At 61.9% G+C, this 15508-nt stretch carries 14 protein-coding genes; 10 read left to right on the forward strand and 4 right to left on the reverse strand.

Going from position 1 to position 15508, the window contains the following annotated elements; all coding sequences use genetic code 11:
* Positions 1-165: 165 nt before the first annotated feature.
* The 9 genes from pyk to BUA36_RS15225 all read left to right on the forward strand — a co-directional run bounded on the left by pyk (position 166) and on the right by BUA36_RS15225 (position 10501).
* On the forward strand, positions 166-1614 hold the full coding sequence (gene pyk / locus BUA36_RS15185; RefSeq protein WP_072785948.1) for a pyruvate kinase: 1449 nt from the start codon (positions 166-168) through the stop codon (positions 1612-1614).
* A gap of 84 nt (positions 1615-1698) precedes the next feature.
* Positions 1699-2763: a class II fructose-bisphosphate aldolase gene (fba, locus tag BUA36_RS15190; RefSeq protein ID WP_072785951.1), complete on the forward strand. Its 1065-nt coding sequence runs from the start codon at positions 1699-1701 to the stop codon at positions 2761-2763.
* A gap of 109 nt (positions 2764-2872) precedes the next feature.
* Positions 2873-3769: a phosphoribosylaminoimidazolesuccinocarboxamide synthase gene (locus tag BUA36_RS15195; protein ID WP_072785953.1), complete on the forward strand. Its 897-nt coding sequence runs from the start codon at positions 2873-2875 to the stop codon at positions 3767-3769.
* 3 nt (positions 3770-3772) lie between these two features.
* A complete protein-coding gene (gene purE / locus BUA36_RS15200; protein ID WP_072785956.1) occupies positions 3773-4273 on the forward strand; it encodes a 5-(carboxyamino)imidazole ribonucleotide mutase in 501 nt (166 codons plus the stop codon).
* Positions 4274-4286: 13 nt separating this feature from the next.
* Positions 4287-5483 carry a 5-(carboxyamino)imidazole ribonucleotide synthase gene (locus BUA36_RS15205; RefSeq protein ID WP_072785958.1) on the forward strand — a complete coding sequence of 399 codons (1197 nt, stop codon included), beginning with the start codon at positions 4287-4289 and terminating at the stop codon, positions 5481-5483.
* Positions 5480-6553 carry an L-threonylcarbamoyladenylate synthase gene (locus BUA36_RS15210; protein WP_072785960.1) on the forward strand — a complete coding sequence of 358 codons (1074 nt, stop codon included), beginning with the start codon at positions 5480-5482 and terminating at the stop codon, positions 6551-6553. Before BUA36_RS15205 ends, BUA36_RS15210 begins: the two co-directional genes overlap by 4 nt.
* Positions 6554-6658: 105 nt before the next feature.
* Entirely contained in the window at positions 6659-8212 is a 1554-nt protein-coding gene (locus BUA36_RS15215) for an alpha/beta hydrolase family protein (RefSeq protein WP_072785962.1), read from the forward strand.
* Between the two features lie 169 nt (positions 8213-8381).
* Complete coding sequence (locus BUA36_RS15220) at positions 8382-9749, forward strand: SGNH/GDSL hydrolase family protein (RefSeq protein WP_072785965.1); 1368 nt, start codon at positions 8382-8384, stop codon at positions 9747-9749.
* A gap of 71 nt (positions 9750-9820) precedes the next feature.
* Positions 9821-10501 carry an OmpW/AlkL family protein gene (locus BUA36_RS15225; protein ID WP_072785967.1) on the forward strand — a complete coding sequence of 227 codons (681 nt, stop codon included), beginning with the start codon at positions 9821-9823 and terminating at the stop codon, positions 10499-10501.
* 70 nt (positions 10502-10571) lie between these two features.
* Here BUA36_RS15225 and BUA36_RS15230 read toward each other — a convergent pair whose 3' ends face one another.
* Both BUA36_RS15230 and BUA36_RS15235 read right to left on the reverse strand, forming a co-directional pair.
* Positions 10572-11756, reverse strand: coding sequence for an acyl-CoA dehydrogenase (locus BUA36_RS15230; RefSeq protein ID WP_072785969.1), 1185 nt, complete (start codon positions 11754-11756; stop codon positions 10572-10574).
* Between the two features lie 93 nt (positions 11757-11849).
* Positions 11850-12353, reverse strand: coding sequence for a flavin reductase family protein (locus BUA36_RS15235; protein WP_072785972.1), 504 nt, complete (start codon positions 12351-12353; stop codon positions 11850-11852).
* Between the two features lie 99 nt (positions 12354-12452).
* Here BUA36_RS15235 and msrA point away from each other — a divergent pair, with 99 nt between their 5' ends.
* Entirely contained in the window at positions 12453-12989 is a 537-nt protein-coding gene (gene msrA / locus BUA36_RS15240) for a peptide-methionine (S)-S-oxide reductase MsrA (protein WP_072785974.1), read from the forward strand.
* Here the strand turns inward: msrA and BUA36_RS15245 are convergent.
* Positions 12969-14189, reverse strand: a complete 1221-nt coding sequence (locus BUA36_RS15245) for a class I SAM-dependent methyltransferase (protein ID WP_072785976.1) — start codon at positions 14187-14189, stop codon at positions 12969-12971. The genes msrA and BUA36_RS15245 overlap by 21 nt on opposite strands.
* 75 nt (positions 14190-14264) lie before the next feature.
* Positions 14265-15497: a pyridoxamine 5'-phosphate oxidase gene (gene pdxH / locus BUA36_RS15250; protein ID WP_072785978.1), complete on the reverse strand. Its 1233-nt coding sequence runs from the start codon at positions 15495-15497 to the stop codon at positions 14265-14267.
* Positions 15498-15508 lie beyond the last annotated feature (11 nt).

The following is a 15508-nucleotide window of genomic DNA, read 5'->3' on the forward strand; positions in this document are numbered from 1 at the left end:
TCGTGCTTTGTAGCAAATTAACAGTAGAATCCAGGTAATGCCTGAGAAGGGCATCAAATTTGTAGCAAATCTACAGATTTGATGTCTTCTCTGTAATAAAGTGCAGCTTTCCTGGTCTTCGCTACCCGCGGAGACTGTTCGCATGACCTACCGCTAAGGAATACTATGTCTCGTAGCACCAAAATTGTCGCCACGATCGGCCCAGCTTCTACCGACTTCAACGTACTGGTCAAAATGATACGTGGGGGTGTGGATGTCGTGCGCCTGAACTTCTCGCACGGCAAAGCGCAGGATCATATCGACCGCGCGCGTCTGGTGCGCGAGGCAGCTGCCGAGTGCGGCCGCGAAGTGGCGATCATGGCGGACATGCAGGGCCCGAAAATCCGCGTTGGCAAATTTGAGAGTGGTAAGATCGAACTGGCCAAGGGCGACAAGTTCATCCTGGACGCCAAGTGGGGCGAAAACGGCGAACTGGGCACCCAGGACCGCGTGGGCCTGGACTACAAGGCACTGCCGCAAGACGTGCGCCCGGACGACCAGTTGCTGCTGAACGATGGTCTGATCGTGCTGGTGGTGGAAAAAGTGGTGGGCAGCGAGATTTACACCGTCGTCAAGATCGGCGGCGAACTGTCCAATAACAAGGGCATCAACCGTCTGGGTGGCGGCCTGACCGCACCGGCGCTGACCGCCAAGGACATGGAAGACATCAAGACGGCAATGAGTTTCCAGGCTGATTACCTGGCGATCTCGTTCCCGAAAAGCGCAACCGATATGGAAATGGCGCGCCAGCTGGCCAATATCGCCGGCGAGCCATTCGGCCACAAGCCGCTGATGATTGCCAAGATCGAGCGTGCCGAAGCGATCCCTGTGCTGCAGGAGATCCTCGACGCCTCGGACGGCATCATGGTCGCGCGTGGCGACCTGGCGGTGGAAGTAGGTAACGCTGCAGTACCGGCGCTGCAAAAGCGCATGATCCGCATGGCGCGCGAGTCGAACAAGCTGGCGATCACCGCGACCCAAATGATGGAGTCGATGATCTTCAATGCGGTGCCGACCCGCGCGGAAGTCTCGGACGTGGCCAATGCCGTGCTGGACGGTACCGATGCCGTGATGACGTCGGCTGAAACCGCCTCGGGCCGCTACCCGATTGAAACTGTAGAAATGATGGCCGCGATCTGCGTGGAAGCCGAGCAGTCCGAGTACAACAAGCTCGACGCCGACTTCCTGAACGCGACCTTCACCCGTATCGACCAGTCCATCGCCTACGGCGCGCTGTTCACCGCGCACCACCTGGCGGTAAAGGCGATTGTGGCGTTGACCGAGTCCGGTTCGACCGCACTCTGGATGAGCCGCCACAACATCGATACACCGATTTATGCGCTGACGCCGTCAACCACTACTCTGCGTAAAGTGGCGCTGTACCGCAACGTCAAGGCCTACAATCTGCAGCAGGAAGGCGGTAGCGCCGTGGTGCTGAAGAAGGCGGAAGAGCTGCTGGTAGAGCATGGTGTGGTCAAGAAGGGCGACATGATCGTCGTCACCTGGGGTTCCCCGATGGGCCAGGTGGGCGGTACCAACGCCCTCAAGATCGTCCGCGTCGGCGAGTTTAGTTAAGTAAGACCGGTCGAGCGTCGCGCCCTGAGGAGGGCGTGGCTGTGCTCCCGGCAACCAGGTTTTTTTATTGTTTGGAGTATTACCATGTCCCTCGTATCCATGCGTCAACTGCTGGACCACGCCGCTGAAAACGGCTATGGCATTCCTGCTTTCAACGTCAACAATCTGGAACAAGTGCAGGCCATCATGGCTGCCGCCGATGCGCTGAATGCGCCGGTCATCATGCAAGCGTCCGCTGGCGCCCGCAAGTACGCTGGCGAAGCGTTCCTGCGCCACCTGATCGACGCCGCCATCGAAGCTTACCCGCACATCCCGGTCGTCATGCACCAGGACCACGGCCAGTCGCCAGCAGTCTGCATGGCGGCAATCCGCTCGGGCTTCAGCTCGGTGATGATGGACGGTTCGCTGGAAGCCGACGGCAAATCGGTGGCTTCCTACGAATACAACGTCGAAGTATCGCGCGAAGTGGTGAAATTCTCGCACGCGATCGGCGTCACCGTGGAAGCGGAACTGGGCGTGCTCGGTTCGCTGGAAACCATGAAGGGCGACAAGGAAGACGGCCACGGCGCCGACGGCACCATGACCCGCGAACAGCTGCTGACCGACGTTGCCCAGGCTGCCGACTTCGTGCAGAAAACCCAGTGCGACGCGCTGGCCATCGCTATCGGCACCTCGCACGGCGCCTACAAGTTCACCCGCAAGCCGACCGGCGACATCCTGGCAATCGACCGCATCAAGGAAATCCACGCGCGCATCCCGAACACCCACCTGGTGATGCACGGTTCGTCGTCGGTGCCGCAGGAACTGCTGGCCATCATCCGCGAATTCGGCGGTGACATGAAAGAAACCTATGGCGTGCCAGTCGAAGAAATCCAGGAAGGCATCCGTCACGGCGTTCGCAAGATCAATATCGACACCGACATCCGTCTGGCCATGACCGCCGCCGTGCGTCAGTATATGTTCCAGAACCCGTCGAAATTCGACCCGCGCGACTTCCTGAAGCCAGCCCGTCTGGCTGCCGAGCAAGTGGTACGCGCGCGCTTCCAGGCGTTCGGCTGCGAAGGCCAGGCGTCGAAAATCAAGCAAATTCCGCTGGAAAAAATGGCGGAACGCTACAAAGCTGGCGAGTTGTCCCAGATTGTGAAGTAAAATTCTGTTTTGGAACGGATTGGTTCTTCTGGACCAATCCGACTCTTTCGACCGGTGATCGAGGCTTCCTCCATCGCCGGTTTTCGCTTTTTCATTACATTCCCCTGCTATGAACAGCCTCTACCAGTCTTCCATCAAGTCCCTGCCACTCCTCGGCCACGGCAAAGTCCGCGACAACTACGCTGTCGGCGATGACAAAATCCTCATTGTCACCTCCGACCGCCTGTCGGCTTTTGATGTTGTCATGAATGAACCGATTCCCGGCAAGGGCAAGGTACTGAACCAGATGACCGACTTCTGGTTCGAGAAGCTGGGCCACATCGTGCCTAACCACCTGACCGGCGTGGCGCCGGAGTCCGTGGTGGCAGCGGACGAAGTGGATCAGGTCAAAGGCCGCGCTGTCGTGGCCAAGCGTCTGAAACCGATCATGGTGGAAGCCGTGGTGCGTGGCTACATCATCGGCTCGGGCTGGAAAGACTACCAGGCTACCGGCTCGATCTGCGGCATCCAGCTGCCAGAAGGCCTGCAGCAAGCGGAAAAACTGCCACAGCCGATCTTCACGCCAGCCGCCAAGGCCGACCTGGGCGAGCATGACGAGAACATCAGCTTTGCCGACATGGAAAGCCGTATCGGCGCCGAACTGGCTGCCAAAATGCGCGATGTCGCCATCAAGCTGTACACCGAAGCGTCGGAATACGCTGCTTCGCGCGGCATCATCATTGCCGATACCAAGTTTGAATTCGGCCTGGACGACAACGGTGTCATGCACCTGATGGATGAAGTGCTGACCGCCGACTCGTCGCGCTTCTGGCCTGCCGACTCCTACGCCGTTGGCATCTCGCCGCCGTCGTTCGACAAGCAGTTCGTGCGCGACTACCTGGAAACCCTGACCGACTGGGGCAAGACCGCACCAGCGCCAGCACTGCCTGCGGACGTCATCGAAAAAACCCAGGCCAAGTACTTCGAAGCCATCGAACGCCTGACCGGCGAAAAGCTGAAGGTCTGAACCATGAGCGATCAGAACAAGCCATTGGTCGGCGTCATCATGGGCTCGTCCTCGGACTGGGACGTGATGCAAAACGCGGTCAGCATCCTCAAGCAGTTCGGCGTGCCGTTTGAAGCGCAAGTGATCTCGGCCCACCGCATGCCGGACGAGATGTATGCCTATGCCAAGAGCGCCCGTGCGCGCGGCCTGCGCGCCATCATTGCCGGCGCCGGCGGTGCCGCGCACCTGCCGGGCATGGTGGCAGCCATGACCATCGTGCCGGTGCTGGGCGTGCCTGTGCCGTCCAAATACCTGCGCGGCGAAGACTCCATGCTGTCGATCCTGCAGATGCCGAAAGGCGTGCCAGTGTCCACCTTTGCCATCGGCGAAGCGGGCGCTGCCAATGCGGCGCTGACGGCGGTGGCGATGATCGCATCGACCGACGCCGCCCTGGCTGACAAGCTGGAAGCTTTCCGCGTTGCGCAAACCGAGGCCGCCAAGGCCATGAAACTGCCCCTGGAATGACGAGTAATGCGTAATGAGTGAATCGAAGTTAAAGCCCATCCTGCCCGCTGCTAATCCGCCAGCCTGGCTGGGCGTGATGGGCGGCGGCCAGCTGGGCCGCATGTTTGCCCAGGCTGCACAAGCCATGGGGTATCAGGTTGCCGTGCTGGAGCCGTCGCAAGACTGCCCGGCCGGCCAGGTCGCGCAGCGTCTGGTCAATGCCGACTACAGCGACGCTGCCGGCCTCGACGCACTGGCCGCGCAATGCGCTGCCGTGACCACCGAGTTTGAAAATGTCCCGGCCGACAGCCTGTCGCGTCTGGCGCAAACCGTGTTTGTGGCGCCGGATGGCCATGGCGTGTCGGTTGCGCAGGACCGCGTGGCCGAGAAACGTTTCTTCGTCAGCTGCGCGCCCAAGTCGGGCGTACTGCCGGCGCCGCACAAGGTGATCGCTGCGCAGGAAGATATCGACGCCATCAGCGACGATCTGCTGCCCGGCATCCTGAAAACGGTGCGCATGGGTTACGACGGCAAAGGCCAGGTCCGTGTCAAATCGCGTGCAGATGTGCAAGCGGCGTTTGAATCCATGGGCAAGGTCACCTGCCTGCTGGAGAAGATGCTGCCGCTGGCGTATGAAGTCTCGGTGCTGACCGCGCGCGGCCATGATGGCGAATCCGTGGTCTACCCGATCGCGGAAAACGTCCATCGTGACGGCATCCTGTTCACCACCACCGTGCCCGGCCCGAATGTCTCGGAAGAGAGCGCTCTCAAGGCGCAGAAGGCGGCGCAAGCCATCGTGGCCGAGCTGGGTTATGTCGGCGTGCTGTGCATTGAATTCTTCGTACTGACCGACGGTTCGCTGGTGGTCAACGAGATGGCGCCGCGTCCGCATAACAGCGGCCACTACACCATCGACGCCTGCGTCACCAGCCAGTTCGAGCAGCAAGTGCGCGCCATGGCGCGCCTGCCGCTGGGCGATGTGCGCCAGCATTCGGCGGCCGTCATGCTGAACATTCTGGGCGACGTCTGGTTCGAGGGCGATCGTGACGATGCGCGCGAACCGGCGTGGCATGAAATCCTCGCGCTGCCAGGCGCCAATCTGCACCTGTACGGCAAGGATGATCCGCGTCGCGCTCGCAAGATGGGCCACCTGACGTTTATCGCGCCGACCCTGGAACAAGCGCAGCAGCAGCTCAACGCCGCGTGTGCCGTGCTGGGGATTGCAGCGTGAAGCAGCCATCCGCCACCGTCGCCGATCAGGCCGCCATCGCTGACGCGGCCGCCGTGCTGGAAGAGGGCGGTCTGGTCGCTTTCCCGACCGAGACCGTCTACGGCCTCGGCGCGGATGCGGAAAACCCGGCCGCCGTGGCCCGCATCTACGAAGCCAAGGGCCGTCCGCACGACCACCCGGTGATCGTGCACGTCGCGCCCGGCGCCGATCTGGATTACTGGGTCACCGATGTGCCGGAAGAAGCGCGCAAGCTGGTGCAGGCTTTCTGGCCTGGCCCGCTGACGCTGATTCTCAAACGCCACCCGCAGATTCCGGATGCGGTTTCCGCCGGCCAGGATTCGGTTGGCATTCGCTGCCCGTCGCACCCGGTCGCCATCGCACTGCTGAGCGCCTTCAAAGGCGGCAAGGGCGGTGTGGCGGCGCCATCGGCCAACAAGTTTGGCAACGTCAGCCCGACCACCGCCCAGCACGTGCGTGACGAGTTCGGGCTCGACGCGCATGACGACGGCGCGCTCAACGGCGATGACGCCTGCTCGGCATCCATGCTCAGCGTGGTGCTGGAAGGCGGCCCGAGCCAGGTCGGCATCGAATCCACCATTGTCGACATGTCGCGCCTGGCCACGCACGGCCCGGTGCTGCTGCGTCCCGGCCATATCACGGCGCAGCAGATTGCCGATGTGATCGGCATGTTGCCAGCGGCGCCCGATCAGGCCGCGCCGCGTGCCTCCGGTACGCTGGAGTCGCACTACGCGCCGCGTACGCCCGTCACCATGCTGGCGGCAGATGCGCTGCGTACCGCGCTGGGCAATTTGCAAGCCAAGGGCATCAAGGTCGCGGTGATCAGCCACGCCTTACCGGCGCTGGTGTCGGCACAACGCAAACTCCCTGCCGAACCGGTGGGCTATGCCTACGGCCTGTACGCTGCACTGCGCGACATGGACCAGACGGGCTCGGACCTGATCCTGGTCGAAACGCCACCGCAGGATGGCGACTGGATGGGGGTGAATGACCGCCTGCGCCGCTCCGTGTTTGGGTCCGCCGGCATCATCGATGCCATGCTGCAAAAATAGGCGCATATTGTTGCTGTGGGCGGTGTCGTTCGCGGGTTGCTTTCCTGCTAAGATGAAATGGTTGCCGGCCGAAAAATTCGCCCGGCCTTCTTGCAAGGATACGATATGCGCAACTCTCGTTTGGCTTTGATTCCTCTGGCGATGTTGTTGGCCTCCTGCGGCGGCGGTGGCGGTGGTTCCGGCGCTCAGCCTGGCACCGGCAGCGTGGTGGTTGCGCCGCCGACGTCGCTGCGCGGCCAGGTGATCGGCAGTGCCACCGTGGTGCCGTTCACCGCCAGTGCCGGCGTGTCGGCCAATACCGTAGATGCCGCGACGCTGAAAACCTATATCGACAACGGTACCAGCTTGGGCCTGGGCTTTGGCACGGCGGTCACCGGCAACCCTAACTGCGGCATCACCACCTACACCCTCAAATACCACACCATCGATTCCGCCGGCGCCGATACCCAGGCGGCGACGGCGATCTTTGTGCCGTCGGGTGCGAATCCGGTGTGCCAGGGCGCGCGTCCCGTGATGCTGTACGCCCACGGCACCTCGGTCCAGAAGAGTACGGATATGAGCAACCTGGCGGCGACCGAGCCGCTGCTGATTGCCGCCCTGTTTGCGGCACAGGGCTACATCGTGGTGGCGCCGAATTACGTGGGTTATGCGGGCTCCACCGCTGGCTACCATCCTTACCTGGACGCCGCGCAGCAATCGGCCGACATGATCGATGCGCTGCGCGCCGCGCGCAGCGTGTTTGGCAGCATCAACACCAGCGCGTCGTCGCGCCTGATGGTGAGCGGCTACTCGCAGGGCGGCTTTGTTGCCATGGCCACCCAGCGCACCATGCAGACCCAGCTGGCGTCGGAGTTTGCGGTGACGGCGGCGGCGCCGCTGTCCGGCTCGTATGCCTTGTCCCTGTTCGGCGACACCATCTTTGGCGGTGCGCCGTCGGTGGGTTCGGCCGGTTTCCTGCCCATGCTCATCAATGCGGGCCAGCGCGCCGGTGCGGCGCTGTACACCAGCACCAGCGACATCTATGAACCCAAATACGCCACCGGCATCGACACGCTGCTGCCGGGCACGCAAAGCCTGGGCGACCTGGTGCAAGCCGGCAAGCTGCCCAACGACGTGCTGTTCGACACGGCCTCGCTGCCGCAGACCAGCGGCTATGCCAGCGCCTTCGGTCCGGATCACCTGGTCAAGACCAGCTACCGCGACGCCTATCTGGCCGACCTCAAGGCCAATCCATGCAACGCCAGCAGCACCACGCCGCTGAGCTGCGCACCAACCCAGCCGCTGCGCAAATGGCTGGTCAAGAACGATCTGCGAACCTACACGCCGAACGTACCGATGTTCCTGTGCGGGGGCGATGCCGACCCGCTGGTGCCTTACGCTAATACCACCTACACCGAGGCCTACTTCCGGGCGCAGAAGGTGGCCAGCCTTAACCTCACGGTGCTGAATGTGGACGACAACGCGCTGCTCGGACCATACCGCACCACCCGTATGGAGTTTGCCGCCGCCAAGTCGTTGCTGCGCAGCGTGGTGCAGAACCAGACCGGCAGCACGACCGCCGCCGACCAGGCAGTAAGGGACGCTTACCATGCAGGGTTGGTGGCGCCGTTCTGCTTGCGCGAAACCCGCAACTTCTTTGACGCTGCACCATCACGGTGATTTGGCAGGGGGAAAGCAGAAAAATGCCGAGCAGGCGTTCTTTTTTGCTCACAACCCCCTGTTTTTAGTGGCGCTACTCTATACAAGCGTTGTCAACACTGGCATATTAATTGGATGTGAATAGCACGGCCGTTCGCATTAAGACCAAAAAATATACTTAGGAGACAACATGCGTCATACAAAACTTGCACTTGCTGCAATGGCTCTGGCCGTCCTTGCGGGCTGTGGCGGCACCGATCCCGCTCCAGGCGATCAATCAGTTAAAGTCAAATACAGCGCCCAGGTAACGTTCGGCGACAGTCTGTCTGACGTCGGCACCTATGCGGTGGGCACTGTTGCCGCGCTGAAGGGCGGCAAATTGACCATCAACGGCGACAATACGGCCATCAATCCTGCACTGACCGGCAAGAACTGGACCGAGCTGCTGGCTGCCCAACTGGGCCTGCCTGCACCTTGCGCTGCCGTCACCGGTCTGGATGGCGATGCCAGCAAAGGATTCTCGGTGCCGGCCACCGCGCACGCCGGCTGCTACGGCTATGCCATGGGCGGCTCGCGCGTGACCAACCCGGTCGGCCCGAACAACAAACTGACCGGCGTTGCGCTGGGTGCACTGACCTATCCGGTGGTGACCCAGATCGCCAACCATCTGAAAGCAGTCGGCGGCAAGTTCAAGGGCGACGAAGTGGTGCTGGTGATGGCCGGTGGTAACGATGCGCTGTTCCAGCTGGGCGCGCTGAGCACCGCCGCCACCGCCGCCGGCAAGGCCGCCATAGGACCGGCCTTCTTTGCCAGCCTGATCCCGCAACTGGCTTCGGGGGCAACCAATCCGCAAACCGCTGCTGCTGCCATTACTGCTGCGGTGCAGACCGCAACCGCAAGCGGCGCCGCCCAGAGCGATATCGTCAACGCGGCCGTCGGTGCTGCGGCGGTACAACCAGGTAACACGGGTGTGGTGGCCGCGTCCACCGCGATGATCGCCAAGGCCACCGCCGACGCCACCACTGCGGCCACCAAAGCGGGCGCTGACTACGCTGCCGCCCACGGTCCGGAGCTGGTTGCCGCCATGGGCCAGGCCGGTGTGGAAACGGTGGCACTCGTGAAAAACCAGCTGATCGCCAACGGCGCCAACTATGTGGTGGTCAACAACCTGCCGGACATCGCCACCACGCCTGCCGGCCGCGGCAAGGATGCCGGCACCCAGGCACTGATCAACGCCATGGTGACCGCGTATAACACGGCGCTGTCCAACGGCCTGGCTGGCGAAGCCAAAGCGCTGCTGGTGGACGTGTTTACCGTCAGCCACGACCAGGCCACCAACCCAGCGCCCTACGGCCTGACCAACGTGACCGAAACCGCCTGCGACCTGAGCCCGGCGAAAAACCCGCTGGGCAGCTCGCTGGTGTGTACCGCCGCCAATCTGAAGTCGGGTGACATCAGCCACTGGGCGTTCGCGGACGACGTGCATCCAACGCCATACAACAACCTGCTGCTGGCCCGCTATGTGGCCAAGGCCATGGTGACCAAGGGCTGGCTGTAATTCAGTCGTCGCAGGCCGCTGCGCGCCGAGGCGCGCGGCGGCCGGACTAACACATACATTCTGGAGACGAGATGAAGAACACAGTAAAACTGCTGGCGCTGGCCGCCGCCCTGACGGTCGCTTCGGCGGCATCGGCACAACAGGAAAAAGGTACTTGGCTGGGGACGCTGGGGATCAACAAGATCACGCCAAAAGTCGATTCCGGCGATGTGTCGGCGCCGGCGCTGCCAGGCACCAAGACCGACGTCGGCTCGGACACCAAGCCGCGCTTCGCGATCGGCTACATGATCACCGACAATATCTCGGCCGAGCTGGATCTGGGCCTGCCGTACAAGCACGAACTGTCCGGCGCCGGCGCGATTCAGGGCACGGGCAAGCTGGCCACGGCGGAAGTGCTGCCGCCCACCGCGTTCATCCAGTACCGCTTCCTGCCGGCCAATTCGGTGTTCCGTCCTTACGTGGGCCTGGGCATTACCTACGCCATGTTCCAGAAGGAACGTGGTTCGGGCCAGCTGACCGCCGTACTGAACACCGGCGGCCCGGGCGCGACCTTCAAGCTGGACGACAAGGTCGCCGCCAGCTTCCAGATCGGCGGCACGGTGAAGATCAATGACAAGTGGTTCGTGGATGCGTCGGTCATCAAGACCAAGCTGAAGACGACTGCGCACTACTCGACCGGCCAGGTCCAGGAAGTGCGTCTGGACCCGCTGGCGGTCAACGTCAGCATCGGCTACGCCTTCAAGGGCTGGTAAAAAAGTAAAAAACCGTCAGCCTGAGCGCGCTCAGTGCTGACGGTTTTGACGTCCGCCGTGCGGTGGACGCTTACTGGAACGCCTGGATGCCAGTCTGGGCGCGGCCCAGGATCAGCGCATGGATATCGTGCGTACCTTCGTAGGTATTCACCACTTCCAGATTCACCATGTGGCGGATGATGCCGAACTCATCCGAAATACCATTCCCGCCCAGCATATCGCGCGCCACGCGTGCCACGTCCAGCGACTTGCCGCACGAGTTACGCTTCATCATCGAGGTAATTTCCACTGCTGCCGTGCCCGCATCCTTCATGCGGCCCAGCTGCAAACAGCCCTGCAGGCCCAGCGTGATTTCGGTCTGCATGTCGGCCAGCTTCTTCTGGATCAGCTGGTTGGCGGCCAGCGGACGGCCAAACTGGGTACGGTCCATCACGTATTGACGCGCGGTGTGCCAGCACGATTCCGCTGCGCCCAGCGCGCCCCAGGCGATACCGTAGCGGGCCGAGTTCAGGCAGGTGAACGGGCCTTTGAGGCCGCGCACATCCGGGAAGGCGTTTTCTTCAGGGCAGAACACATTGTCCATGACGATTTCGCCGGTGATCGAAGCGCGCAGGCCGAACTTGCCGTGGATCGCCGGGGCACTCAGGCCAGCCATGCCTTGTTCCAGCACGAAGCCGCGGATCGCGCCTTCATCGTCCTTGGCCCAGACCACGAACACATCCGCCACCGGCGAATTGGTGATCCACATTTTGGCGCCGGTCAGCGCGTAGCCGCCTGGGACTTTCTTGGCGCGGGTAATCATCGAGCCCGGGTCGGAGCCGTGGTTCGGTTCGGTCAGGCCGAAGCAGCCGATCCACTCGCCGGTCGCCAGTTTCGGCAGGTATTTCTGTTTCTGCGCTTCGGTGCCGAATTCATAGATAGGCACCATCACCAGCGAGGACTGCACGCTCATCATCGAGCGGTAGCCGGAATCGACACGCTCCACTTCACGCGCGATCAGGCCATAGGCCACATAGTTCATGCCAGGACCACCGTACTGCTCAGGAATGGTCGGACCCAGCAGGCCCACTTCGCCCATTTCGCGGAAGATGGAGGTATCCATCTGCTCATGGCGGAAGGCTTCAAGAATACGCGGTTGCAGCTTGTCCTGGCAGTAAGCGGCAGCGGCGTCACGCACCATGCGCTCTTCTTCGGTCAGTTGCTGGTCCAGCAGCAGAGGGTCATCCCAGTGGAATTGGGCGCGGGCTTGGCTCATAGATAGTCTCTCATTATGGTGATGAATGCTGCCAGCATTCTATGCCGACGCCCGGGTGCCGGCTTTTCAAATGGCGACACCAATTTCCGTTTTTTACCCGAGGCTGCCGAACTGGCCGCTATGGAAGATCAGCGGCGGGCACGGTGAAAATTCACAGAATTCCACTTCGCCCACGAAAATCACATGGTCGCCCTCAGGATAGCGGCTACGGTTATGGCATTCAAACCACGCCGACGCCCCTTTCAGGATGGGCTGGCCGGTGCGCGACAGCTCGTATTCCACGCCTTCCCACGGGTCGATGCCGCGCGTGGCAAAGCGCTTGGCCAGATGGGCTTGCTCGGCATTGAGCACATTGATGACGTAATGCGAGTTGCCGGTGAAAATCGGCATGCTGTTGGCGCCGTTGGACAGGCTCCACAATACCAGCGGCGGGTCGAGCGAGACCGAATTGAAGGAGCTGGCCGTCAAACCGCGAAAAGTGCCGTCCGCCAGCCGTGTCGTGATGATGGTCACGCCGGTCGCAAACTGGCCCAGGGCCTGGCGGAAGTGGGCGGTATCGAAGCTGCGCTCCTCGGCGCGGGGTGAGTTGGTATTCATGGTAAGCCATTATGCCAAAGATTTGTAACGTCCTACCAGATCGCCCTGGATTGCGTTACAGTGGGCATTATGGGTGAGTCTTCTACGCAAGGGGGAGTCATGGCTGGCAATACGGAAACGGCGATACTGGGCGGCGGCTGCTTCTGGTGCACCGAGGCGGTGTACCTGGAGGTCAAAGGCGTCTCATCGGTCGAGTCCGGCTACACGGGCGGCCAGACCGAACACCCGAGCTACGAGCAGGTGTGCGCCGGGGACACCGGCCATGCGGAAGTGGTGAAACTGCAATTCGATCCGGCCGTCATCAGTTACCGCGACCTGCTGGAAATCTTCTTCACCATCCACGATCCCACCACGCTGAACCGCCAGGGCAATGACGTCGGCACCCAGTACCGTTCGGCGATCTATTACCAGTCGCCCCAGCAGGAAGCCATGGCGCGCCAGGTGATTGCCGAAATGGCGCATGTCTGGGATGCGCCCATCGTCACCGAACTGTCGCCGTTCCAGACTTTCTACAAGGCCGAGGACTACCACCAGGACTATTTCCGCCAGCATCCCTTGCAGGGCTACTGTGCGTTTGTGGTGGCGCCCAAGGTGGAAAAATTCAGGAAGACCTACTCAAACCGGCTGCGTTCGTAGCGGGTACATATGCTGGCGTGACCACGGCAGCCCGGCCGTACGCTGGCCCGCCTTGCGCGCGACGATCTGGTACAGACTGATCCAGTCCTGCTCGAAACCATAGCTGCAACCGGCCAGGTACACATGCCAGATGCGGTAGCGCTTGTCGCCCGCCAGCGTGCGTACGCGTTCGGCCTGCGCCTCAAAGTTGTCGGTCCAGATCGAGCACGTGCGCGCGTAGTGCTTGCGCAGGTTTTCCACATCGAATACCTCCAGCGCGCCTTGCTGCATGGCCTTGAGCACATTGCCGATGTGCGCCAGTTCGCCGTGGGGGAACACATATTTTTCGATGAACTCGCCACCGCCATACGGTGTTTCACCGTTGTCGGTATCCGTGGTGGTAATGCCGTGGTTCATCACCACGCCCTCGGGCGCCAGCAGGCGGTGGATGATGCCGAAGTATTCCGGCAGATGCCGGGTGCCCACATGCTCGAACATGCCGACGCTGGTGATGCGGTCGAACTGGCCCTGCACATCGCGGTAATCCTGCAGCCGGATTTCCACCAGATGGTCCAGTCCGGCCGCGCGCACGCGCTCCGTGGCCAGCGCAAACTGGTTTTCCGACAGCGTGATGCCGACGCAGCGCGCATTGAACTGCCGGGCCGCGCGCATCACCAGCGCGCCCCAGCCGCAGCCGATATCCAGCAGGGTCTGGCCAGGCCGCAAATCGATCTTGCGCAGAATGTGGTCGATCTTTTTGATCTGCGCCGTGGCCAGGTCTTCGTCGCCGTTTTCAAAGTAGGCGCACGAGTAGACCATATTCGGATCGAGGAACTGCTGGTAGAACTCGTTGGACACATCGTAGTGGTACTGGATGGCCTCGGCGTCCTTCTGCTTGCTGTGGCTGATGGTGCGGACCAGCCGCGAGAACTTGCCCTCGGCTTTGAGCGTGCTGCGCGCCAGCGCATTGACCACGGCGATCATGTCCTTGGCCTTGCCCTTGACCTCGATGGCGCCTTCCACATACGCGGTGCCGAGATTGGACAGCGACGGCGTCAGCAGGTAGCGCGCGGCCGACACATTGGGCAAGCGAATGGTGACGCGCGGCGCCTCGCTGGAAAAATCGACCTGCTGGCCGTTCCACAATTCGATACGCAACGGTATCGTCAATTGCTGGCGGATACCGGAAACCCAGTTGCTGAGCTGATTCTGTACGAACAAGATAACCTCCCGCAGTTCAGAATAAAAAAAGACCACCGCAAGCGATGGTCCGATTCCGGATGGGAGGCGCAACGCTTACGGTTGCAGGCGCTCCTTCACCCAGCTGCCATCAGCCTGTTTCACGTACACGATCCGGTCATGGAAGCGCGAACGGCGTCCCTGCCAGAACTCGATGCGCACCGGATCGAGGCGATAACCGCCCCAGTGCGCCGGCCGCACCGGATGCTCGCCGCTCACTGCTGCGGCCGCATCGTAATTGGCTTCCATCTGTTCCCGGCCGGCGATCGGCGCGCTCTGCTGTGACGCAATCGCTGCGATCTGGCTCTTCACCGGCCGGCTGTAAAAATACTTGTCGCTTTCCTCGGCGGCGGTTTGCACCACCTTCCCTTCGATGCGGACTTGCCGTTCAAGTTCACTCCAGAAGAACAGCAAGGCCGCGTGCGGGTTGGCGCGCAGCTGCTGGCCTTTCTGGCTCTCGTAATTGGTGTACCAGGTGAAGCCCCGGTGATCGTATTGCTTGATGAGCACGATGCGCGAACTCGGCTTGCCGTCCGCGTCCACCGTGGCCACGCTCATCGCGTTCGGTTCATTGACCTTCGCATGCATGGCTTCCTCAAACCACTTGCCAAACTGGGCGATCGGATCGTCCAGCACATCGTGTTCGGTCAGACTGGCGCGGCCATAGTCGAGCCGCAGGTCTGCGAGTACCACGCCGTCGGCCACAGTGTTGTTGACCGGCTGCGCCTGTTGTTCGGGCACCTGGCTCACGGGCAGGTCGGGCGTGATGCCGCGGCGTACCTGCATGGCGCTGCCCAGTTGCGCCATTTGCTCGGCGCTGAACAGGCGCTTGGCCATCGGCGCGATATTGCCTTCTTCCACCACCATGTGCGCCGCGTAGGTGTCGCAGAAGCGCGCGACATCGCTGGCGGACAGGGCAGAACTGCTGCCGTTGGCTATTTGCTCAAGTTGCGATTTGATTATAGACCAGTCTCTATCCATTTGCTGGTGACCCGCCAGAATGCCCGGCACCAGCTCGGCCAGCAGCGCGGCATCGGCGTCGCGCGCGGTGGCGTGCAGCATCGGGATCAGATTATTTTCCTCATCTTCGTGGTGCAGATGGGCCGCCTTGTCGAAGTATTTCAGCACCGCTTGCGCGGCCTTTTGCGCGTCGTCGTCGGCGCCGTGCTTGGGCAGATGGCTCAGCAGGTTTTGCAGCGTCTGCAGCTGCTTGCGGATGCGGTCGTGGCAATGTTTCAGCACGGCGATGGGCTGGCTGAAATCGGGAGCGGTATCAAACAATGTGTTCATGGCGTTTCTTT

The organism is Duganella sacchari (assembly GCF_900143065.1).
GTDB classification, from domain to species: domain Bacteria; phylum Pseudomonadota; class Gammaproteobacteria; order Burkholderiales; family Burkholderiaceae_D; genus Rugamonas; species Rugamonas sacchari.